This is a genomic window from Rothia sp. HMSC073B08, from assembly GCF_001812975.1.
Lineage (GTDB): Bacteria > Actinomycetota > Actinomycetes > Actinomycetales > Micrococcaceae > Rothia > Rothia mucilaginosa.
The window spans coordinates 149815-173553 of record NZ_KV811085.1 but is presented as its reverse complement, the minus strand read 5'-3'; the positions used below and the strand labels follow the sequence as shown (position 1 = coordinate 173553).

Genomic DNA, 23739 nt, shown 5'->3' with positions numbered 1-23739 from the left:
CAGCGAAAAGCCCCGGCTACTTCAACCCCATAGCGGGGGAGAAGCAGCCGGGGCGTCGCTAGTACGCGGGCCGTGCCGTTAGGCAACGGGTGCTGCGATTAGGCGGTCGGAACGTCCTCGTCAACCCACTCGAGGGTGCGGGAGACAGCCTTCTTCCACAGGCGGTACTGGCGGTCGACCTCTGCAGGCTCCATGGAGGGCAGCCAACGCTTGTCTTCAACCCAGTTGTCCACAACGTCCTGCTCGCCGGTCCAGAAACCAACAGCGATACCTGCAGCGTATGCTGCGCCCAGAGCGGTGGTCTCAACAACCTTCGGGCGGATCACGGGAACGCCGAGGATGTCAGCCTGGAACTGCATTAGGAACTCGTTAGCGGTCATGCCGCCGTCCACGCGCAGCTCGGAGAGCTCAACACCGGAGTCAGCGTTCATTGCGTCCAGAACTTCACGGGTCTGGAATGCGGTTGCTTCCAGCGCCGCACGCACGATGTGTGCACGGTTCACGTAGCGGGTCAGACCAACGATGACGCCGCGAGCGTCGGAACGCCAGTGAGGCGCGAACAGGCCGGAGAATGCGGGAACAACGTAGCAGCCGCCGGAGTCCTTGACGGAGGTAGCCAGTTCCTCAGACTCTGCAGCGTGCTCAATCATGCGCAGGTTGTCGCGCAGCCACTGGATCAGGGAGCCGCTCATTGCGACCGAGCCTTCCAGAGCGTAGACGGGTGCTGCATCGCCAATCTTGTATGCGACGGTGGTCAGCAGACCATTGTTGGAGAAGACAGGCTCATTGCCGGTGTTCATGAGCATGAAGTTACCGGTACCGTAGGTGTTCTTCGCCATGCCCTTCTCGAAGCAAGCCTGACCGAAGGTTGCAGCCTGCTGGTCGCCGAGGATACCCGCGATAGGGGTGCCTGCGAGCAGACCGGTCGCGCGGCCGAAGCCGTACACCTCGGAGGAGGACTTGATCTCGGGCAGCATGCTCATGGGGATACCCATATCTGCAGCAATCTGCGGATCCCATTCGAGGGTGCGGATGTTCATCAGCAGGGTGCGGGATGCGTTGGTTACGTCGGTGACGTGCACGCCGCCGTCAACACCACCGGTCAGGTTCCAGACCAGCCAGGTGTCGGTGTTGCCGAAGAGCAGGTCGCCGCGTTCTGCGCGCTCGCGTGCGCCTTCAACGTTGTCCAGGATCCACTTGATCTTGGGGCCGGAGAAGTAGGTGGAGAGGTTCAGGCCGACGATGTCGTGGTACTTGCCAACGCCCTCTTCGCCTGCGAGCTCTTCAACGATTTCCTGGGTGCGGGTGTCCTGCCAGACGATTGCGTTGTAGACGGGCTCGCCGGTGTTCTTGTCCCATACGACGGTGGTTTCACGCTGGTTGGTGATGCCGACTGCAGCGATTTCGTGGTGGTTGACTTCGCCGTTTGCCATAGCGGTTGCTACGACCTTACGGACGTTCTGCCAAATTTCGGTTGCGTTGTGCTCGACCCAGCCTGCCTTGGGGAAGATCTGCTCGTGCTCGAGCTGACCGTGCGCTACGTTCTCGCCCGCCTTGTTGAACAGGATCGCGCGGGAGCTCGTCGTGCCCTGGTCAATGGAGAGGATGTACTTGCGCTCGACGTTGAGGGTTGCGGAGTGCAGAGAAGTCGTCATTGATTTTTCCTTAGAACAAAAGAACGGGGGTATTAGAGAGGTTTAGAGGGGCAGAACTGCCGGAACGATCAGGCCTGCGAGGATAGCGCCGATGATCGGGCCAACAACCGGAACCCAAGCGTAAGACCAGTTGGAACCGGTCTTACCGGGGATGGGCAGGAAGGTGTAGGCGATACGGGGGCCGAGGTCACGGGCGGGGTTGATAGCGTAACCGGTTGCGCCACCAAGGCTCATACCGATAGAAACAACGACCAGGGCAACAGCCAAGGGGCCAATCTGGGCGGGGGTCTTACCGGATGCGATGATCCAGCCAATCAGGACGAAGGTGCCGATAATCTCGGTGAGCAAGTTCCAGCCGTAGGACTTGATAGCGGGGCCGGTTGCGAAGATGCCGAGGCGGTCCCCCGGGTCCTCATCGAAGTGCTTCTTGTAAGTCAGGTAGGCTGCGGTTGCACCAGCCATTGCGCCGAGCATCTGAGCGACGATGTACAGGGTGATGTTCAGCGGGGTTGCGGGAACGCCAGTTGCCAGGTCGCGGCCTGCAGTTGCCAGGCCAACGGTCACAGCGGGGCTCAGATGTGCACCGGAGTGGAAGGAGAGGTATACGGCGGTGAACACTGCCAGACCCCAACCGAAGGTGATAACAACCCAGCCTGCGTCCTTAGCATAGGACTTCTTGAGGGTCACTGCGGCGCATACGCCGGCACCGAGCAGAATCAGGATGAAGGTGCCGAAGAACTCGGAAAGTACAAAACCAAGAGTGGTGGGGGCACCGGATGCATCCACGAGTGCGGATGAGCCGGCTGCAAGTACAGTTCCTGCGGAAGCAAGAAGAGACATTGATGCTCCTTGAAGACGAAGCGTCTGGAAGGCAAGCGAACCGATGCTTGTTTGTTCCTGTGCCGTCCTCCCCGCAATGCGGTTTTGGGGGCACAACGCTGTGCTGAAATGTGTAGCGGATTGCTACGAAAAATTGATAGATGTTTTTGGATGAGAAGCAGATCGTACCAGTGGGTTAACCCTGTATTTAGCTCGCTGCTTCTTATGCAGGGGATTATCGTAAACGGTTATTTAACCTCTCGTCCACCCCTCACCGAAAATATGAGATAACCCATGCTCGGTGAGGGGCGAACGGTCGGTTCGTACCGGATAACCGGTCACGAAAGGTGCGTGGAATCTCTAAGGATTAGAGCTTTACGCGGGGTGCCACGGGGGTGACAGCCTCAATCTTTGCCGATGCCTCAGCGTCGGTGGAAGTGGACTCTGCCTCGCGGATAGCCTGTACGCGTGCGGTGTAGAGGTCGAGTTCCTCCTTGACCTTCTTGTCGTCCCAGCCGAGCTCGGCACGCAGGATGTCGAGGATCTCGTCTGCTGCTGCCAGGCCGCGGTCGCGCTGCTCAAGGTCGAGGCGTACGCGGCGGACCAGAACGTCCTCCAGGTGCAGTGCACCTTCGTAGCGGACAGCGAAGACGACGTCTGCACGCAGGAACTGGGGTGCCTTAGCCAGGGGAGCACCGAGGGAGGGGTCAGCGTCGATGAGAGCGCCGAGGTCCTCAATCTGCGCGCCGTAACGCTCGAGCAGGTGGGTGATACGGTCCTCATCCCAGCCGTAACGCTCTGCGTAGCGTGCACGGTTAGCAGCGATTGCGTGGTAGCCGTCTGCACCGACCAGGCCGATGGTTGCGGTTACGGAGGGGTTCTGCTTAGCCTGCTCGCCCAGCGCGAAGTCGACAGCGTCGGCAGCCATGACACGGTAGGTGGTGAGCTTGCCGCCTGCGATGGCGCTCATGCCGGGTGCAACCTCGGTCACGGTGTGCTCGCGGGAAACCTTGGTGGATGCTGCGCCGTCCTTGACCTTGGGCTGCAGCAGCGGGCGCAGGCCGGTGTAGGTGCCGATGATGTCTTCGCGGGTCAGCGGGTTAGCGATCAGCTTGTTCGCCTGCATCAGGACGTAGTCGATGTCCTTGCTGGTTGCGACGGGGCGCTCGCGGTCCTCGGTGTAGGGGGTGTCGGTGGTACCGATGATCCAGTAACGCTGCCAGGGGATGATGAAGAGAACGGACTTCTCGGTCTTGGTGAAGATACCGCTGGTTGCGTTGATGCGGTCGCGGGGAACCACGATGTGGATACCCTTGGATGCCAGAACCTCCAGGCCACCCTCGGGGTTAGCCAGGGATTCGGACTCTTCGGTCCACACGCCGGTTGCGTTGATGACGTGCTTTGCGCGCACGTTCAGGCGCTCGCCGGTCTCCAGGTCTGCCAGCTCTGCGCCGATGACGCGGCCGGATGCGTCCTTGGTGAAGCCGACAACCTGGGTGCGGGATGCAGCCAGTGCGCCGTAGCTTGCAGCGGTGCGGACGACGTCGATGACGAGGCGTGCGTCGTCAACGCGTGCGTCGTAGAACTGGATTGCGCCGCTGAATGCGGAGTCCTTGATATCGGGGAAGACGGTCTTGGTGCCGGCCTTGGTGAAGTGACGCTGGGAGGGGACGCCCTTGTTGCCGCGGGAGCCGAGGAATGCCAGGGTGTCGTACATGCCGATGCCGATTGCGGAGTATGCGCGCTCGATGACGGGCATCTTCAGGGGCCACAGGAAGGGCTGTGCGTGCACGAGGTGGGGTGCAATCTTGTTCAGCAGCAGGCCGCGCTCGGTGAGAGCTTCGGTCACGAGCTTGAAGTCGAGGTTGTAGAGGTAGCGCAGGCCGCCGTGAACGAGCTTGGAGGACCATGCACTGGTGCCTGCAGCCCAGTCACCTGCTTCGACGATACCGGTGCGCAGACCGCGGGTTGCTGCGTCGAGGGCAATACCTGCACCGGTAATGCCGCCGCCCACAACCAGGATGTCGAGTTCTTCGTTGACCATGCTCTTGAGTGCCTTGGCGCGGGACTCAGCGGTCAGCTGGGACTGCTGTGCAATGTGCTGGGAGCTCATGTAGTGCTCTTTCTTGTCGTGCCGCGTGCGCGGCGTGGGGTTTCATCTTGCAAATAGTAAAACCCAATGGTGAAATAATAACCAAGTAGTTTGAACGGATTTTCACTGGGGGTCTGGGGTCGATGAACGAACGCGCTAACCACACTTACGAGGCGGCGCAGCTGTACTACATCCACAACATGACGATGGATGCTATCGCGGCTCGTCTGGGGGTTTCTCGAGCCACGGTGTCGCGTCTGCTTAAAAGTGCTCGTGAGAGCGGCATGGTGCAGATCCGTCTGGATGATTCCTTCCGTGCCCGCAGCGAGCTTGAGCGCCGCATCGGCGAGCGCTATAAGGTGCGCGTTACTCTCGTGAATGTCCGTTCGGACGCCACCCCTATTGCCCGTATGAGTCAGGTATCCCGTACTGCGGCGGCTCTACTTGATTCCCTGATTGATAATGGAACGAGCCTGGGTGTGGCGTGGGGTTCAACGATGACTGAGATTTCTCGTCATCTGCCGCGCCGCCCTCTGAAGGGCGTGACGGTGGTTCAGCTGAATGGTGCCGGTAACGCGCACCATTCGGGCATTCCGTACCTGGGTTCCTTGCTGGGGCAGTTGGTGAATGCCTATGATGCGCAGACTATCCATTTTCCGGTTCCCGCGTTCTTTGACTATGCGGAGACGAAGACCGCCATGTGGCGTGAGCGTAGCGTGCAGAAGAATCTGCATGCCCAGCAGAATGTTGACCTTGCTATTTTTGGCGTGGGTGCTTTTGGCGGGCCTATTCCTTCTCACGTGTACTCGGGCGGCTATTTTGAGGTGCAGGAGCAGCGTCAGTTGCGTGAGCTGGGCGTTGTGGGGGATATGTGCACGATTCTTCTGCGTGAGGACGGCTCGTGGGCTGATCTTGAGTTGAATAAGCGTGCGTCCGGTCCGACTCCGAAGGAGCTGGCTCGTATTCCGCGCCGTATTTGCGTTGCGTCCGGTACTCACCGTGTGCGTGCTTTGCGCGGCGCGTTGCGTACGGGTGCGATTACTGACTTGGTTCTTGATGATGCTCTGGCAAAGGCGCTCATGGAGAAATAGCTATAAATTATCGCCTCGAGTGCGAGAGTCTGTGGCGATGGGTTAAAGGGGCACCTTGAATCTGAAAGGGTAGTGCTGAGAGTTTTCCTGGTGAAGCTCTCAAGCGTCGCCTGAACAATGTTTCAAGGTGCCCTTTAGTGTCGTCAAAAACTGCTTTCTGACCCTACAATGTGAAACGTTTGCGCATGTAAAAATGCATATTAGTGCACTCCGTTGAATCCAATGAAGGTGTGCGCCACTCACCGTTAGAAAGAACCAACCATGACCCCCACCTATAACGCCCAGGCGAATCCGCACCTGGGCGCTCCCGGCATCACCACGATGCACGGTGATGCCCAGTCCTCTGACGCTACTCCTCTTGCCGGCCCCGGCGCTGGCGACTGGAAGATTACCGGCACAAAGCTTGGCGGCGCCTGCCCGACGATTCTTGCCGGACGCGACGGCTTCATTCAGGTGCTCTGCACCCAGGTCTTCGCCCACGGCGAGTTCATTACCCCGAAGCTCTCTATTCTTGATCCGCATACCGGCCGCGAGCTCTCCCACCTGGACATCCCGAAGGGTGCACTGCTCGGTGGCGTGTACGCCTACCTTGACGCGCAGGACCGCATGGTTCTGGTGGATGGCTCTCAGTGCCTGCTGCGCCTCTCCCACTCTGCTGACGGACGCAGCATCCGAGTTGATGAGCGTATTGACCTGAGCCGCATGCTCGCCCAGAGTGCCAATGACGCTGTGGTTGGTCTGGTGCCCGACTGGTCCGGTCGCATTTGGGTTGCGACGAAGAACGGCTACATCGCGGTGATTGATTCTGCCCGCGGCACGATTCGCTCGATGCGCCTGAATAAGGCGTCGATTGCGGGTGAGCGTATTGATAACTCGATTTCGGCGTGCCCGCAGGGCGTGAGCGTGGTGACTTCTCACGCTATTTATATGCTGAACGCTACTGCAACCGGCGCGCCCACCCTCAAATGGTGGCATGCGTACGACCGCGGTAGCGCCCGCAAGCCGGGTAAGCTCGCGTGGGGTTCCGGTGCCTCCCCGACGTTCTTTGGCCCGAACGGTTCGGATTACGTGATGCTGACCGATAACTCTGATATTCAGGAGTCGGTCATTGTGTACCGCACCGATAACGGCGCGAAGGTCGGTAGCGCCGGCCTGTTTACTGCCGGTACCTCTGGCACTGAGAACTCCATGATCGGTGTGGGTAACACGATGGTCGGCGCAAGCACCTACGGCTACCCCTACCCGAAGTACCCGGAGGGTGCCGGCCCGTCGGTTCCTGCGAATGCGCTTTTTGCTCCCGGTATGGAGCGTTGGGATATTACCGACCGCGGTCTGCGTAAGATTTGGGACCGTAAGGACGTGTACTCTTCGGCTGTTCCTCGCTATTCCACCGCTGACGGTCTGATTTACACCTGTGAGCGTCGCCGAGGCCCGGCTGGTTTGGCGAATGGCGCCTACGCGTGGGCTGTCGCGCTGGACATGGAAACCGGTAAGACGATGCACGAGCAGCGCCTGCCTCAGCATGTGAGCCTGCTGCTTGGCGGTGGTGACACTCTGCAGATGGTGGGCACGATTGATCGTTACGGCACCTGGTGGCAGGGCACGATTAGCGGCGTGTACCGTATCGCGAAGGCTTAGGGGAGTAGAAAATGACTAAGAATAATCTGATGAACGCTTCTCGCCGTACCGCGTTGAAGGTTGCGGGCGCTTCGGCTGCCCTGGTGGCTGGCGGCGTGAGCGCTGCGGAGGCGGCAACTCGTTCGGGCGGTAAGCGCGCTCGCGTGACCCCCGTGACCCAGCGTCCTGGCGGACAGCGTGGCGGGCAGCGCGGTCAGCGCGGCGGTGGACAGCACGGCGGCGCGGCGAGTTCTGCGCTGGTGCAGGTTCCGATGCGCTATAACGAGTCGTGCATCCGCCTGGAGTTGAAGGCTGCTAACGGTGTGCAGGCTGTGCCTTTGCAGAGTCAGCCGGCGCGTACTGTTGCTTTCCGGAACCTGCCGACTCGCCTGAGCATTATTAATGAGGGCAATTCGACCCTGCCGGTGGGTACTCGCCTGATGGTGCGTGCTCGCGCGCAGGACCCGAAGACTGGTTTGTTGTTGAAGCCAGCGGTGACTCTTCGTGTTTCCTCGGGTCAGGCGGTGCTGCCTTCGGGTAGCCTGGGTGCTTCGGCCCTGGTGGCTCCTGTGGATGCTCTGAATCTTGATGCGGTGCGCCGTAGCGAGCAGACCGGTCAGGCTGGTGCCGGTAGCGAGAACGTTCTGGAGTTGCGCACTGCTATTCCTCGCGGTCATCGCCTGGATATTCAGCTGAATTATCAGGTGGCTTCGGGTGTTGCCGGTTCTGCGTTGAAGCAGGTTCATGTGAGCGCTGTGCTGGATATGGCGGCGGCTGGTTTGTCCTCTTCGTTCTACGAGGTGCAGAGCTCGGCTGTGGTTGCTTCGCTGAACTAGCAGTTGGGCTGGCTCCTGTGAAGGATGGGCACGGCGGGGGAGTAGCTCCGTTGTGTGTTTTTATACCTTATATATAGGCGCCTGTTCAAAAAGGTATGTTGAAAGGTCGGGGTCGTTCGTGGGAACGGCCCCGACCTTTGCATTGTCTAGTCTGCCGGCATGGCTGGCAGTTAATTTTTCTTATGCGGTTTCGCTCCTGTCGTGTTCGCCGAATGCCACCTGCACCGCGTGGTGCAGTGCTTCGCGCACCATGGCGATGGCGGGGTTGGCGGCGGACTCTCGGCGTACGGCGGTAAAGATTTTGCGGCAGGGCTTGCCGGGCAGCTCCACGATGCGTAGCCCCTCGGTGGTGGAGAGGGAGGAGAGGATGAAACCGGGCACGATGGTGACGGCGAATCCTGCTTTGACGAGGTTGGAGTTCGTAATCATGTCATTGGCGCTGTAGCGGATGACCGGCTCGAATCCTGCGGTGCGGCACTGGTTGAGCGCCCAGCTGCGGGAGGTGTTCTGTTCCATTTCGAGAACCCAGGGCAGTGCGTGCGCTTCCTCAATCGAGGTGATGGTGGAGGTGCTGGGCACGATGAGGCTGAGCGGGTCTTCGGTGAGTAGCTCGGAATGCAGTTCGGGGTATTCGGGGATGTGGTGGTGCGGGTAGGCTTCGGAGAGCACCATGTCGTATTCGCGGCTTCGGGTCAGGGAGGTTCCGGTTTCGGGGTCGATTTGCAGTACTTGCAGGGTGAGTGAGGGTGCGTGTTCGGCAAGGTAGCTGAGGGTTTCCGGTAGCAGTGCGAAGGCCGCGGACTGGAAGATGGCGAGGCGGACCATGCCTGCGGGTTCGCCGGTGAGGTTGGCGACGGAGGTTTGCATGCGGTCGAGTTCGCGCAGGATGCTGCGGGCGCTGTCGACGATGATGAGTCCGGCGCTGGTGAGCTGTACGCGCCTGCCGATGCGCTGCAGAAGCGGGGTGCCGGTTTCTTTTTCGAGGGTGGCAATCTGCTGGGAGACGGCGGAGGGGGTGAGGCTGAGCGCTTCTGCGGCAGCGATGACGGTGCCGCGTTCTTGGATTTCGAGGAGCATTTGCATGCGTCGGATGTCGTAGATTGACATGTGTTTCCTCCCTGGCGCGCCCGGTTGTTCTGCAGATTGTGCCTCTGAGTTCTTCCGTGGTGCGTCTCTCATCGTGGACTCTTGTCTATGGTACCGCGTGGGCTTCCGGCTGGCTCTTTTTGAGACGCCTGAAGTGGGGTGCCGGCATGTTGGCTTGTGTAGCGAGTATTTTCGCGCTGAATGTGATGATTCTTAGAGCCGAAGATGCTTTTGGGACTGGTTTTGAAGTGTTCGATTGTTACGAAATCGGTTCGGTATTTGCTTTCTGAAAGTGCTAGCCTGAGAGAGATGGATAGCGATGTCGCTACAAACTTCACCTTGTCTCTTCGAACAGGAGGTTCGGAGGGGGCGCGGGGTGAAAACCTCACCGCACAATCATTTAGAAAAACTAAATGGATTTTGGAAAAAACATTCAGTTTTTCTAATGAGGTATTTATTACCCTTTTGTGGTGAAATAGAGACATCGCCAAACGTGGTGTGCACCGCACACAGTGAGATAGTTAGGAGTCAAGGATGACCCATCCTTTCGCATCTGAGCACTACCAGAAGATGGCTCTGGAAGCTCGTCAGCTTGTTCGTCAGTGGGTAAATGAGTCCCAGTCGATCAAGCCCACCTTCGCGGCTGAGCAGCTCGCCGGTGTTCTGAAGGACCCCAATGGTCTTCCCTTCACCGTCGGCTTTGTTGATGGCGTTATTCGCCCCGAAGACGACAACGTCTCCGGCCGCAACCTTTCCCGTATTTCCGGCCTGGCACCTTCCTTCCTGCCCTGGTACATGAAGTCCGCTGTTGGCTTCGGTGGCAAGCTGGCTGGCAAGGTCGCATGGCCCACCGTTCCCGTTGCACGCCGCGTGCTGCGCGAGATGGTCGGTCACCTGATTGTCGACGCTTCCGAGGAGAAGCTGGGCGACGCAATTGCAGAGCTGACCAAGACCGGTAACCGCCTGAACGTCAACCTGCTCGGTGAGGCAGTTCTGGGTGACAAGGAAGCAGAGCACCGCCTGGCTGAGACCAAGCGCCTGCTGGCACGTGACGACGTTGACTACGTCTCCATCAAGGTGTCCGCTGTTTCCGGCCCCCACCAGCACTGGGCATTCGACGAGGTCGTTGAGACCGCTGTTCGCCGCCTGACCCCGCTGTACGAGCTGGCTGCATCCAGCTCCCCCAAGAAGTTCATCAACCTGGACATGGAGGAGTACAAGGACCTGGACCTCACCATTGAGGTGTTCACCAAGATCCTGGACCAGCCCCACCTGAAGGACCTGGAAGCCGGTATCGTGCTCCAGGCATACCTGCCCGACACCCTGGCTGCAATGCAGCACCTGCAGGAGTGGTCCGCAAAGCGCGTTGCTGCTGGCGGCGCAGGCATCAAGGTCCGCCTGGTTAAGGGTGCAAACCTCTCCATGGAAATCGTGGAAGCTGTTATGCACGGCTGGCCGCTGACCACCTGGGACACCAAGCAGGCTGCTGACACCAACTACAAGCGCGTTCTGGACTACGCACTGCGCCCCGAGCACGTGAAGAACATCCGCCTCGGTATTGCAGGCCACAACCTCTTCGACGTTGCTTTCGCACTGTTGCTGTCCGAGGACCGCGGCGTGAAGGACCGCGTCGAGTTCGAGATGCTGATTGGTATGGCTGAGCAGCAGGCAGAGATTATCCGCCGTCGCGTTGGCCACCTGCTGCTGTACGTGCCCGTCGTGAACCCCAAGGAATTCGACGTTGCTATCGCATACCTGATCCGTCGTCTCGAGGAGAACGCTTCCTCCGAGAACTTCATGTCCGGTATCTTCGACCTGGCAACTGACGAGTCCATCTTCAAGCGCGAAGAGGACCGCTTCATGCGTGCACTGAACTCCGTCACCGACGAGGTTCCCGCATCCAAGCGCACCCAGAACCGTCTGACCGAGAACGAGGACAACGTCTTCGTCCCCGCAGGCCGCTTCGAGAACACCCCCGACACCGACCCCGCACTGGCAGGTAACCGTGAGTGGGGCCGCGCAATCCTCGAGCGCTCCAAGACCACCAAGCTGGGCATCGACACCCTCAAGGCTAACGAGCTGACCAGCGAGGCTGAGGCTGAGAAGCTGATCAAGGAAACCGAAGAGGCTGGCAAGGCATGGGGTAAGCTCTCCGGCCACGAGCGTGCAGAGATTCTGCGCAAGGTCGGTAAGGCTATCGCACTGCGCCGCGGTGACCTGCTGGAGGTTATGGCAGCTGAGGCTGGCAAGACCCTGGAGCAGGGCGACACCGAGGTCTCCGAGGCAATCGACTTCGCATACTACTACGCAATGCTGGCTGAGGACCTCGAGAAGATCGACGGCGCAAAGCCCAAGTCTGTTGACCTGACCCTGGTTGTTCCCCCGTGGAACTTCCCGACCGCTATCCCCGCCGGTGGTGTTCTGGCAGGTCTGGCTGCAGGTTCTGCTGTCATCTTCAAGCCCGCAACCATCACCGCTCGCACCGGTGCCCTGATCGCAGAGATCATGTGGGATGCAGGCGTTCCCAAGGAAGTTCTGAAGCTCGTCAAGGTTGTTGACCGCGCTGCAGGTAAGCTGCTCATCTCGCACCCCGAGGTTGACCGCCTGATCCTGACCGGTGGCTACGAGACCGCTGAGCTCTTCCGCTCCTGGCGTGATGACCTGCCCCTGTTCGGTGAGACCTCGGGTAAGAACTCGATCATCGTCACCCCGAACGCTGACATCGACCTCGCCGTCAAGGACGTCGTCTACTCGGCATTCGGTCACGCAGGTCAGAAGTGCTCCGCTGGTTCGACCGTCATCCTGGTTGGCTCCGTGGCACAGTCTGAGCGTTTCCGCCGTCAGCTGCTTGACTCCGTCAACTCGCTGCACGTGGCACACCCGCAGGACATTGAGTCCCAGATGGGCCCCGTTGTTCAGAAGCCGGAAGAGAAGTTGCTGCGCGGTCTGACCACCCTCGGTCCGGGTGAGCGCTGGCTCGTTCAGCCCAAGGAACTGGACGAGACCGGTCGCCTCTGGAGCCCCGGTGTTCGCGAAGGCGTCAAGCCCGGTTCCGAGTACCACATGACCGAGTACTTCGGCCCCATCCTGGGTATCATGACCGCTGACACTCTGGAAGAGGCAATCGAGCTGCAGAACGCACCCGATTACGGTCTGACTGCAGGTCTGCACTCGCTGGATGCTGACGAGCTCGAGCTGTGGCTCTCCAAGGTGCAGGCAGGTAACCTGTACGTCAACCGTGCAATTACCGGTGCAATCGTTCAGCGTCAGCCCTTCGGTGGTTGGAAGAAGTCCACCGTTGGCTCCGGTACCAAGGCTGGTGGCCCCAGCTACCTGATCGCTCTGTCCGATTGGGAGCCGGCACAGGCAACCGCAACCGCTGTCACCCAGTCCGTGACCGTCCGCGAGACCCTGGCTACCATCGAGAACTCCGAGCTGGGCAAGCGCGAGGACTTCGCATTCATCAAGCGCGGTGTCTCCTCTGACGCACACGCTTGGGACACCGAGTTCGGCTTCGGTCACGATCCCTCGAAGCTGGGCGTGGAGCGCAACATCCTGCGCTACGTACCCACCCAGGTTCTGGTTCGTGCAGACGAGTCCGCATCCGCAGCAGAGACCCTGCGCGTTGTGCTCGCCGGTCTGGCAGCTAACGCACCGGTTGCTCTGTCCGTCGGTAAGGACCTGCCGGTCGACGTCCGTGGCGTCCTCGAGAACAAGGGCATCAAGTACGAAGTCAAGTCGGACGCTCAGTTCCGCGAGTACCTGGCTTCGAACGCTAAGACCCCGGTTCGCGCACTGGCTGGTACCCCGCTGGAAGGCACTCGTATCCGCTACATCGGTAACGACGTGAAGTCCCTCTACACCGCACTGGGTGGTCGCCCGGACGTTGCAGTGTACTTCGCACCGGTCACCGAGGCTGGCCGTATCGAGATGCTGCCCTTCCTCCGCGAGCAGGCTGTTTCGATTACCGCACACCGTTTCGGTAACCCGAACCGCTTCTCCGAGCGCGTCATTTCTTCCCGCTAAGGCGCTGTGAGAGTTTAGCTCTCTAGCCTAAGGCTCAGGGCCCTGCACCTTTCATGGTGTGGGGCCCTGAGCCTTTTGGTGTGTCTGATGGCTGTCTGCTGGAGGTGAGTAATAGGGGTGCTTCTAGGGCCTTGGGAAGGGGTGATTGTTGAGCGGCTAGATAGGATAAGGAAAATATAGTGTCTTAGAAGTGGTACGGGGGTGTTTGGACGTGCCCCGCATTACTTCTTATGTGATAATTGGTGTAGGACGTTCCGTCATCCCACATACGGAACGACACCGTGCGCGGGACGGTCCGCGCTACGCAAGAACACACTGAAAGGACACCGCTGCTATGAGCAACGTTCCCGCAGAACTCTCTTACACTTCTGAGCACGAGTGGGTTTCCGCTCTCACCGCCGAGGGCACCGTACGTGTTGGTATTACCGACCACGCTCAGGATGCACTGGGTGACGTCGTCTACGTCGACCTTCCCTCTGTCGGCGATTCTGTAGCTGCTGAGGATAGCTTCGGTGAGATTGAGTCCACCAAGTCTGTCTCCGATCTCTTTGCTCCCATCGCTGGCGAGATTGTCGCAGTGAACGAGGGCCTGGAGGATGACCCCGCACTGGTCAACTCCGATCCCTACGGCGAGGGTTGGATCATTGAGATTCGCCCCGAGAACGCTGATGATCTGGCTAACCTGCTGGATGCAGAGGCGTACAAGGCTGAGCTGGCTAAGCTCTAAGTCGATAGTCTAGCTCGATAGACTCTATAGCTCTGGCGTCCCTCGTGTTAAGAGGTACGTACTGATGAAACGGCGAGACCGATTGGTCTCGCCGTTTTTCATTAATAGTGCACACAAACGCAAATAGTTGGGCGCATTTAAGGTTCGTCTTGAAGGTGTAGGAATTCACTAAAGGGGCTTGAAGGATGACTAAACCCCTAGTGGGGGCCTCTTTCAAGTTAAATGTGATGAAAACTTCAACTATCGCGAGAAGATAAAATTTTCCTCGTAAAGCAGTCCAATATGAGATATATGTGTTCGAAGTATTGGAATTTTGCTAAAATTGGTACTGTCTCTACTGATTAATGTTTGATTGTGTGGCTATTTTTGGGTTCAAAAAGCCTCTGAAAAGGGCGAACTAAATAGCAAAATGCCTTGTGAGGCTATAAGATTGTCTCGAAGGTTTGCGGTTTATCATTTCGTGATAAACAACTAAACTTATCTATCACACTCTCAACACTAAGCAAAGATGTTCGGCACGGAGCGAGACCCCCGACCGGGGGAACGAGCCACTCACTCAAATTTCGGCTCGTATCGACATCGGCTGAACAAGTACCCGAAAGACATAGATGACCTCACGCATCGATGAAAACCTCACTAACGCTGAGGTTCAACTAGAGGACGTGGAGAACGGCGACTCTGACCGTAACCCGCGTGACGTTAAGAGCCGGACCATCGGTCAGGTTCTTAGTCAGCTCGACCTGGAGTTCCCCGGAATTAGCGCATCCAAGATTCGCTTCCTGGAGGAGCGCGGCCTGGTGCACCCCAGCCGTACCGAAACCGGTTACCGCAAGTACTCCCAGACTGACATTGAGCGTCTGCGCTACATCCTCACTATGCAGCGCGATCACTACATGCCGCTCAAGGTAATCCGTCAGCATCTGGAGGATCTGGAAGCCGGTCGCGTGCTGAACTCCATGCCCGCCACCGTAAGTGAAGACGTCCTGGATACCGTCCTCGGACCGGACGAGCAGGAAGGCCGCACCTACAGCCTCCGTGAGCTGGCAGAATACGCTAACACCACTCCCGAACTGATTCGCGAGCTGATTGACTTTGGACTGCTCGAAGACGGCTCGGATGTGGAGTACACCGATTACGACGTGCTGATTGCCCGCGTGAGCGCAGAGCTGACCCAGCACGGCATTCAGCCCCGTCACCTGCGCGCATTCAAGTCTGCGGCAGACCGTGAAATTTCCCTCGTGGAAATTGCGGTGGCTCCGCTGGCATCGCGCCGCGACGCAGCCTCCCAGGCTCAGGCGCAGGAACGAGCCGACAAGATCCGCAAGTTGTGCCTGCAGTTGCACGCAACCCTCGTCGAATCGGCAATGCCTACCTACGAGTAGGCGAACGAAGGTACAGGCGACTGGACCGTCTACCCTTCACAATCTTTGCGGTTCTACCGCACCCCGAACGGGGTTTTCCTTCCGGGATACACTGCTACCACGGTGTTTCCCTCTATAGCCCCTACCCGCACCAACGGGTAGCGGCCTCTAGACTTGGACGAAGCCGACGCTGGCACGCTCGGAATTTCTACCCCTTCGTCCAACACGAAGAGCTTTCTCACCAGGGGGCTCCCGGCCTGCCAAGGCTATTCACTCAACTCAGCTGTAAATGCGTACGGACTACCAGCCCGTACGCATTTACTTTTTAAACTCCCCCTGTACGGGGGCGCCCAGAAAAAGCGAACGGAACAGTGGGGGGAGGGGCACCCCTACACGGCGTTAATGAGACAAGAATGAATCTGAAAAGATCATTTGCTTCGGTGGGTTCAATTTTAAGTAGAGCCCTCTATCAGTTAAAATAGATTGAACAACCGCGCCTATCGCGCATCGGTCGCACTGTCGAACCGCTGTGTAGTATTGAAAACCGCGCCGGAACCCAGTAGAGGAGCCACGCGAATCATAGACGCAGATTCTAGACCTCAACCCTAGAATCTCACCCCGAAAATCGGGGGCTACACCGGAACGAAGTCGACCACATTTGATAGGGCGCGGTGAAGCACTTAAAAGGGTTTAACGAAAAGGAGGGACCGTGCTAGAGCAGCAGGTAGCCGAAAATGCAGGCGAGGCCGCAACCACGCACGCACCCCAGGGCTTCGACCAGCCCCTGGATGGCTTCGACACCCTCTTCCCCGTAGCACCGCCTCCGCGCGGTGAACAGGGCGTACTCTTCACCGACCCTGTCTCTGTCGTCGAGGAAAACCTCGGCTACCGCGGCGCCGTCGCCTGCAAGGCAGCCGGCATCACCTACCGCCAGCTCGACTACTGGGCACGCACCGACCTGGTCGTACCCACCGTGCGTGGCGCCTCCGGATCCGGCACCCAGCGCCTCTACAGCTTCCGCGACGTGCTCGTGCTCAAGATTGTGAAGCGACTGCTTGACACCGGCGTGTCCCTGCAGCAGATCCGTACCTCCATCGAGCATCTGCGTACCCGCGGCATTGATGACCTCGCGAACATTACCCTCATGAGTGACGGCACCACCGTCTACGAATGCACCTCCCCGAGCGAGGTCATTGACCTGGTTCAGGCCGGTCAGGGCGTCTTCGGTATCGCTATCGGCCGCGTCTGGCGCGAAATCGAAATGAACCTCAACGGCCAGCCCGGCGAAGAGATGCACGAAAACTTCGAAGGCGACGAACTTGCCGCCCGCCGTGCCCGCCGCGCACAGGCATAAAACGCAAAACGTGAATCAGCCCGCGCTCACTACCTATCGGGTAGCGAGCGCGGGCTGAAGCTTTTAATGCGAGGGAATATTCAATGCTCACTTGAGAAAAAAGTCAAGATACACCCCTGTCAGAGCCAGAAGAAAAGCGAAGATTCGCTAAAATAAAGGGGCATTACACCTCACTCATAAAAGGGACCTGCATGCCCCGCATCGTCAGTATCAGCAGCCTCAAGGGCGGCGTTGGCAAAACGTCCATCACTTTGGGGCTCGCCTCCGCGGCATTACACAGCGGACTCTCCACACTCGTTATTGACCTCGACCCCCACGGCGACGTCAGCACCGGCCTGGCAGTGGATGAAACCATCCCCGACGTCGCCTCCCTGATTGCTAGCTCCAATGAGCGCGCCTTCGCGGAGGAAGCCGGTAGCTCCTCCTGGAACGCGCTCGTCGGCAAACCCACCCTGCTGACCAATAACCCCGTGACCACCGGTAGCGTGAAGGTGGCGCGAGGCTCGGCACGCTCCACCCTCGTGGACCGTCAGGAAGCGGCACCGTTCATCCGCCGCTTCAAGCGCATGGTGGAGGCGGCAGCGGACGCCTACGACGTCATCCTGATTGACTGCCCGCCGTTCCTCGGAACCCTGTCTTCGATGGGCTGGGCGGTTAGCGAGCGCATCCTTTCGGTCGCAGAGCCTTCCCTCTTCTCCGTGGCGGGCACCGAACGAACCCTGCGCGCCATCGTGCGCTTTCAGCAGGAAAGCGGCATCAGCATTGACGGTGCGGGAGTAGTTATTAACAAGATGCGCCCCAACGACAGCGAACACCACTACCGACGCGACGAAATGCGCTCCCTCTTCGGCGAGCTCGTGGCAGAACCCGTGCTCGCTGAAAGCCCCGTGCTGCAGCGTGCCCAGGGTGCGGCGTACCCGATTCATTTTTGGCCTGACGAAGAATCGGTTGATCCCGCCATTGACTTCACCCGTCTGCTGGCTGGGCTCATGGCTGATTTCTAATCGCAGACATCTAAACGCAGATACCTGTGCGTCACCAATCCGCAGGCTCAAATAGTTTCAATGCTTGAGTGCGTCTTCTCAAAGAACCCCTGTGTTCTCAGCCCTGTGTTCTCAGCGCTGTGTTCTTTGGGACGGCGCACTTTCGTATATCCGTCAACATTGACACTAGATAGTGGGAATAGCCGGTAGCCTCCACGCGTTATAGTGGCAGTAACAGAAATAACCCCGCCATCGAAGAGCACGCTGGGAACGAGCCCAGCCTCAACACCAACAACGAGAGGACCACATGAGCATCGAGAATGTAGAACGCATTGACGGCGTAGCACAATACGACCTCATCGTCATCGGCTCCGGATCCGGCAACACCCTCATCGGCCCCGAATGGGACGACAAGAAGGTCGCCCTCATCGACGGCGGCATCTTCGGTGGCACCTGCCTGAACGTTGGCTGCATCCCCACCAAGATGTACGTCTACCCGGCGACCATCGCGCAGAAGACCCGCGAGGTCAAGCAACTGGGCGTCGACGCACACGTAGACGCCGTGCACTGGGCGCAGATTCGTGACCGCATCTTCGCCTCCCGCATCGACCAGATCTCTGAAGGTGGCCGCGACTGGCGTGCCGGTCTGCCCAACGTCGATTTCTACGACCAGTACGCGCGCTTCGTCGGCTCCCACACCGTTGAGCTGACCGACGGCACCCGCCTGCAGGGCCGCCAGATTGTCATTGCGGCAGGTTCGCGCGCCGTGTTGCCTCCCGTGCCCGGTATCGACTCCTCTAAGGTCTACACTAACGACAACGTCATGCGCCTGGACGAGCTGCCCGCCCGCATGGTCGTCATCGGCGGCGGCGTGATTGCGGCAGAATTCTCCCACGTTTTCTCCGCATTCGGCACCGAAGTAACCCAGCTGAACCGCTCCTCCCGCCTGCTGCGCGGCGTGGATGAAGAGGTCGTGGCACGCTTCGAAGAAGCCGCAAGCAAGCAGTGGAACATCGTCAAGGATGCGTCCCTCTCCGAGATCCGTGAGAACGCCGACGGCAGCGTAACCGTCGTAGCGAAGCGCACCACCGAGAACGGTGAAGAACTGCTCGAAATCCCGGCAGACGCTGTGCTCGTAGCAACCGGTCGCCGCCCCAACACCGACACCCTCAACGCAAAGAACTACTTCGACGTGCAGGACGGCGGTCAGCTCAGCGTCGATAAGTACCAGCGCGTGCTCTACAACGGTGCACCCGTACCCGGTGTCTACGCCCTCGGCGACGTCTCCAGCCGCTACCAGCTCAAGCACGTGGCAAACCACGAGGCCCGCGTTGTGCAGCACAACCTCAGCCACCCCGAGGACCTGCGTGCCAGCGACCACCGCTACGTACCCGCCGCGGTCTTCAGCAACCCGCAGATTGCCGTGGTCGGCATGACTGAAGAGCAGGCGCGCCAGGCCGCTGAGCGTGAAGGCTTTGAGATCACCGTCAAGGCACAGAACTTTGGCGACACCGCCTACGGCTGGGCAATGGAAGACAAGATCGGCCTGTGCAAGCTGATTGCCCGCAAGGACAACGGCGTGCTGCTCGGCGCACACCTGGTCGGTGAAGAGTCCTCCGTGCTCATCCAGCCGCTCCTGCAGGCAATGAGCTTCGGCATGGATGCGCGCACCCTCGCACGCGGCCAGTACTGGATCCACCCGGCACTGACCGAAATCATTGAGAACGCGCTGCTCGGCCTGGAATTCGACGAGCCCGCAAACTAAGGATCCGCCAGCTAACGACGGCTAGATAACGCTCGGAAGCCGAGGCATCTAGCGAACAAACAGAGAGGAGGGGATCGTACCTAAGCGGTACGACCTCCTCCTCTCGTGTATGGCCTCTCGTTAATGGTGGCCAGAGCCGGTTATGCCTTGTCGGTGTCAGACTTCTGAGGGCTCTGCTCTGTAGCAGCCTTCTTCTCAGCCTGTGCGGGCTTCTCGGCGGGAGCCGCTGCGGAAGAAACCTCAGCGGAGGAGTCCTCAGCCTTTTCTTCCTCGGCCTTCTCTTCATGAGGCTTCTGCATCATTTCGGCGGTTTGCTCACGCAGCTCCTCAAACTTCTCAGCCGCCTGCTCACGCAGCTCGGCAAGACGCTCCGCCTGATGATCCGCGTACTCGTGCAGACGCTCCGCAGCCTGCTCACGCAGTTCAGCGAACTTCTCAGACTGCTCCGCCGCGTACTCCTGCAGACGAGCCAAAGAATCCGACGTGCTATCAGAAACCTTGCCGTACATCTCATCCACGTAGGAGGAGAAGTCCTGCAGAATCTTCGCGCGGCGCAGCTTCTGCGAAGGAGTCAGGTAGCCGTCCGCCTCGGTCAGATCACGGTTCATGATGCGGAACTCGCGAATACCCTCGGCGCGGGAAACCAGCTGGTTCGCCTCGTCCACGAGCTTCTGAATTGCGGCACGAACCGCCGGGTGAACAGCAGCCTCCGGGATGGAGAGTGAACGGGGCAGACCCAGGTGCTCCAACTGCTCGGGTAGGGTATCCGGATCCAGGGTCACCAGAGCCGCAATAAACGGCTTCTCGTCGCCAACCAGCATCGCCTGAGAAACCAGGGGAGAGGTACGCAGATGACTCTCCGCAATACCCGGAATCACGTTCTTACCGCCGGCGGTGACAATGATTTCCTTCTTGCGGCCCACAATCTTCAGGTAGCCGCGCTCATCGAAACGAGCCAGGTCACCGGTGCGGAACCAGCCGTCCTCAGTGAACGCCTGAGCGTCCTCTTCAGGGTTCTTGTAGTAGCTGCTAATCACGCCCACGCCACGAACCAGAAGCTCGCCGTCCTCAGCAATATAGCCTTCGGAACCGGGGATGAGCGGGCCGATCATACCAATCTGGTACGGGTTGATGCGGCCAGCCGCAATCGGGGCGCAGGTCTCGGTCAGGCCGTAACCCTCAACCACCTGCACACCCACCGCGTGGAAGAAGTGAGCCAGGCGCTCGCCGAGGGGACCGCCGCCGGAGACCGCGTAACGTAGCTCGCCGCCGAGAGCCGCACGCAGCTTCGAGTAGACCAGCTTGTCGTAGAGAGCGTACTGCGCCGCCAGCTTGAGGGGCACACGACCCTCAACCTTCGCCTGCGACCAGCGCACCGCAATATCGGTGGAACGCTCAAACAGAGACTTATTGAACTTGCCGCCCTTAGCCGCCTTTGCCATGGCACCTTCGTACACCTTCTCAAAGACGCGGGGCACCACAAGCAGCATGGTCGGCTTGAAGCTATCCAGGTCAGACGCCAGGTTCTTGATGTTGGGGGAGTGACCAATAACCAGGCCAGCATCCAGCGCCAGAACCTGAATCAGGCGCGCCAGAACGTGCGCCAGCGGCAAAAAAAGAATGGAGGAGTTGCGGGAGTTCGCAATCTCCGGCTCGACCAGCCTGGTGTTGGCGCTGAGGTTCAGGAAGTGGCCGTGAGTCAGTGCGCAACCCTTAGGGCGACCGGTTGTGCCGGAGGTGTACACAATGGTCGCGAGGTCGTCACAACCGGCTGCGGAACGTACCTGCTCCAGCTGCTCATCGCTTACCTCGGAGGCGCGAGTGCTCAGGGTATCGAGGTCGCCGTTCTCAATGACCCAGCGGTGCTTCAACTGCATGGGCTCCTGGGTCGTGGAGGCGAATTCCTCAGCCTCCGCGATGCGTGCCAGAAGCTTCTCATCCTCAACGAAGATGGCGGTAGCCTCCGAGTGGGCGAGCGCCCACGCCGCCTGTGCGGGTGCGTTGGTCTCGTACACCGGCACGGAGATGGCGCCCGCGTACCAAATCGCGAAGTCAATGACGGTCCACTCGAAGCGGGTGCGGCTCATAATGCCCACACGGTCACCCGGGCGGATACCAGAGGCAATCATGCCCTTCGCCAGGTCGGTCACCATCTGGTGGAACTGCTGGGCGCGAACCGGCTGCCAGTTACCCGGAGACATCTGACGGCGGTACAGCACCGGGTTGGAGCTGTCGGCTCGGTGGCGCTCAACAATACTTGTCAGGTTCAGCGAGGGGTCGACAAGAACCTCAGCGGGAGTGGAGAAGACTTTCATAATGCGCCTTTCGAATCAGGGCGTAAGCTCGGGCGGTCCGGGCCGCGGGCTGTCCTCGAATGCTCGAGGTGCCGTGATGGCTTTCTGGTTGTTCTGCTCGCCGCGGCGGGTGATGCATTCGCCGGTGTGCAGCGGGCGGAACTGTCAGAATTTAGTGGTTTAGGGATGCGACAAAAGCTTGAACAGTAGAGAAAAGATACTCGGCGTCGTAGTCGAGCGTTGCCACATGGTAGCTGCGGGTCAGCCACCTAAATTCTACAGGAACTGAACAATGTTCGAGAAAATATTTGTGGGAGCTATCCGACACAGTATGATCGCCCAGTGAACGCGCGTACAGAACCGGCGCTTTCAACTGCGGAATCAGTGCACGCGTCTCAGCGCCCAAAAGATGTAACTGATGCACCGCCGCCGTCGGAACGATAGAATACGCGCCCTCGCTCACGCCAGGAACCGCAATATCGGAACCAATCGCCTTGAGCACCGGCAGAACCTTCGACACCTTGCCTGCATGGCGCATCATCGGATTCACATCCACCATGTAGGGGTTGATGAGTACCGTACCCGCCACCGGCAGGCGCGCCGACAGATGGGTCGCCACCGTGCCGCCCATCGACATACCAATGACCACCACACGCAGACCCTGATTGGCTAGGCGACGGTACCCCTGCTCGGCAGAAGCTAGCCACTGCTCATAGGTGCTATCGCGCAAGTCTTTCCAATGAGTACCGTGACCGGTCAGCAACGGCATCTCCACCGCATACCCGAGCTCCATAAAATGCTGAGCCAACGGGCGCATGCTATGCGGTGAACCCGTAAAACCGTGCACCAGCAAAATACCCACAGAATGCTGCGCCGGGTCAGGACTAAAAGAAACGGGGGAGTGATCGAACGCTTCCTGGTCGCCCTCGAGGCGACGCGCCAGGGAGTCCTTAACATTTTGGGTTGCTAGAAGCCTGCGCTCGCGAGCCTTGCGGCGCATCCGCTTGAGCGGCTCCAACGAGTTATCAAAAATGCTCATGGTCCTCCTTCGCCAACCTGCGAGAATATGAACGCAGGTGCAGGCTCTATAGCGTACCCCGGTGGGGCGCCACAGATACAGCGCCGATGCCGGTATATCGCCTCCAGCGCACCCGAATACACCGGTGCGCAGAAAAATCGTTCCCTTTCTTTTTAATTATCGCGCGTTCCCTCGTGCCTCTCCAGACACGCTAGAATTGAGCCGGGAACATTCAGAGAGGAGACCCCATGCCTAACACCGCCCTCTATTCAACGCTCAAGATTCTTGGCTCCCCCCTGTTGCAGAGACTGTACCACCATGACGTGGTGGGCCTAGAGAATCTGCCCGAGGGACCCTACATCGTCGCCAGCAACCACCTGGCATTCTGCGACTCCATTTTTATTCCTCTCGCCATGCCGCGCACCGTGAACTTCCTCGCCAAGAGCGACTACTTCACCACCCCCGGTGTGAAGGGTCGTGCTATGGCGGCGTTCTTCCGTGGTGTCGGTCAGCTTCCCATGGACCGTTCCGGCGGCCAGAAGAGCCAGGAATCCCTCAACGCCGGTGCGCAGGTCCTCAAGGACGGCGGCGTGATTGGCATCTACCCCGAAGGCACCCGTAGTCCCGACGGACGCGGCTACCGCCCCAAGGTCGGTGTCGCCCGCCTCGCAGTTGAAGCAGGCGTGCCCGTAGTGCCCATCGGACAGATCGGTACCGACCTGATTCAGCCCTCCGGCTCGAACCGTATCCGTCTGCGCCACGACGGCAAGCCCATCCAGGTGCGCACCATTATCGGCAAGCCCCTCACCTTCGAGGAATACACCGACGGCTCAGACCTGAGCCACCGCGTTCAGCGTGAAATCGCCGACCGTATTGGCTCCGAGATCCGTGCCCTCAGCGGCCAGGAATACGTGGACGTGTACGCCGACCGCGTCAAGAAACTCATGGCCGATAAAAACATGAGCGCTGATGCGGCAGTCGCACAGCTACAGAGAACTAACTAAACGTTGCCCAA

The 23739-nt window shown here is 59.4% G+C and carries 16 protein-coding genes; 10 read left to right on the top strand and 6 right to left on the bottom strand.

Annotation, left to right across the window (positions count from 1 at the left end; translation table 11 throughout):
- Positions 1-98: 98 nt before the first annotated feature.
- From glpK to HMPREF2884_RS07975, 3 genes are all read right to left on the bottom strand, one after another.
- Positions 99-1655, bottom strand: a complete 1557-nt coding sequence (glpK, locus tag HMPREF2884_RS07985) for a glycerol kinase GlpK (RefSeq protein WP_070616624.1) — start codon at positions 1653-1655, stop codon at positions 99-101.
- Positions 1656-1697: 42 nt separating this feature from the next.
- The gene (locus tag HMPREF2884_RS07980) at positions 1698-2495 is read right to left on the bottom strand and encodes an MIP/aquaporin family protein (protein WP_005507711.1); all 798 of its coding nucleotides are present in this window, start codon (positions 2493-2495) and stop codon (positions 1698-1700) included.
- A gap of 346 nt (positions 2496-2841) precedes the next feature.
- Positions 2842-4587 carry a glycerol-3-phosphate dehydrogenase/oxidase gene (locus tag HMPREF2884_RS07975; protein ID WP_049354899.1) on the bottom strand — a complete coding sequence of 582 codons (1746 nt, stop codon included), beginning with the start codon at positions 4585-4587 and terminating at the stop codon, positions 2842-2844.
- Positions 4588-4709: 122 nt separating this feature from the next.
- Here HMPREF2884_RS07975 and HMPREF2884_RS07970 point away from each other — a divergent pair, with 122 nt between their 5' ends.
- The 3 genes from HMPREF2884_RS07970 (at position 4710) to HMPREF2884_RS07960 (ending at position 8110) form a co-directional block, all read left to right on the top strand.
- Positions 4710-5657 carry a sugar-binding transcriptional regulator gene (locus HMPREF2884_RS07970; protein ID WP_070616621.1) on the top strand — a complete coding sequence of 316 codons (948 nt, stop codon included), beginning with the start codon at positions 4710-4712 and terminating at the stop codon, positions 5655-5657.
- A 261-nt stretch (positions 5658-5918) separates the two neighbouring features.
- Positions 5919-7295: a hypothetical protein gene (locus HMPREF2884_RS07965; protein ID WP_005506593.1), complete on the top strand. Its 1377-nt coding sequence runs from the start codon at positions 5919-5921 to the stop codon at positions 7293-7295.
- Between the two features lie 11 nt (positions 7296-7306).
- On the top strand, positions 7307-8110 hold the full coding sequence (locus tag HMPREF2884_RS07960) for a transcriptional initiation protein Tat (RefSeq protein ID WP_070616619.1): 804 nt from the start codon (positions 7307-7309) through the stop codon (positions 8108-8110).
- 180 nt (positions 8111-8290) lie between these two features.
- Here HMPREF2884_RS07960 and HMPREF2884_RS07955 read toward each other — a convergent pair whose 3' ends face one another.
- Positions 8291-9217 carry a LysR family transcriptional regulator gene (locus tag HMPREF2884_RS07955; protein ID WP_049354895.1) on the bottom strand — a complete coding sequence of 309 codons (927 nt, stop codon included), beginning with the start codon at positions 9215-9217 and terminating at the stop codon, positions 8291-8293.
- Positions 9218-9730: 513 nt separating this feature from the next.
- Here HMPREF2884_RS07955 and HMPREF2884_RS07950 point away from each other — a divergent pair.
- The 6 genes from HMPREF2884_RS07950 (at position 9731) to HMPREF2884_RS07925 (ending at position 19412) form a co-directional block, all read left to right on the top strand.
- Entirely contained in the window at positions 9731-13222 is a 3492-nt protein-coding gene (locus HMPREF2884_RS07950) for a bifunctional proline dehydrogenase/L-glutamate gamma-semialdehyde dehydrogenase (RefSeq protein ID WP_070616617.1), read from the top strand.
- Positions 13223-13556: 334 nt separating this feature from the next.
- Positions 13557-13949, top strand: a complete 393-nt coding sequence (gcvH, locus tag HMPREF2884_RS07945) for a glycine cleavage system protein GcvH (protein WP_005507722.1) — start codon at positions 13557-13559, stop codon at positions 13947-13949.
- Between the two features lie 608 nt (positions 13950-14557).
- On the top strand, positions 14558-15331 hold the full coding sequence (locus tag HMPREF2884_RS07940) for a transcriptional regulator FtsR (protein WP_005507723.1): 774 nt from the start codon (positions 14558-14560) through the stop codon (positions 15329-15331).
- 688 nt (positions 15332-16019) lie between these two features.
- On the top strand, positions 16020-16664 hold the full coding sequence (locus HMPREF2884_RS07935; protein ID WP_005507725.1) for a MerR family transcriptional regulator: 645 nt from the start codon (positions 16020-16022) through the stop codon (positions 16662-16664).
- A gap of 191 nt (positions 16665-16855) precedes the next feature.
- On the top strand, positions 16856-17668 hold the full coding sequence (locus tag HMPREF2884_RS07930) for a ParA family protein (RefSeq protein ID WP_070616615.1): 813 nt from the start codon (positions 16856-16858) through the stop codon (positions 17666-17668).
- A gap of 286 nt (positions 17669-17954) precedes the next feature.
- Positions 17955-19412, top strand: coding sequence for a mycothione reductase (locus HMPREF2884_RS07925; protein WP_070616613.1), 1458 nt, complete (start codon positions 17955-17957; stop codon positions 19410-19412).
- A gap of 140 nt (positions 19413-19552) precedes the next feature.
- On the opposite strand, the gene HMPREF2884_RS07920 is transcribed toward HMPREF2884_RS07925, so the two are convergent.
- Positions 19553-21727 carry an AMP-binding protein gene (locus tag HMPREF2884_RS07920; protein WP_070616611.1) on the bottom strand — a complete coding sequence of 725 codons (2175 nt, stop codon included), beginning with the start codon at positions 21725-21727 and terminating at the stop codon, positions 19553-19555.
- A 151-nt stretch (positions 21728-21878) separates the two neighbouring features.
- Entirely contained in the window at positions 21879-22745 is an 867-nt protein-coding gene (locus HMPREF2884_RS07915; RefSeq protein ID WP_070616609.1) for an alpha/beta hydrolase, read from the bottom strand.
- 227 nt (positions 22746-22972) lie between these two features.
- Between HMPREF2884_RS07915 and HMPREF2884_RS07910 the strand changes: the two genes are divergently transcribed.
- On the top strand, positions 22973-23728 hold the full coding sequence (locus HMPREF2884_RS07910) for a lysophospholipid acyltransferase family protein (protein WP_070616607.1): 756 nt from the start codon (positions 22973-22975) through the stop codon (positions 23726-23728).
- Positions 23729-23739 lie beyond the last annotated feature (11 nt).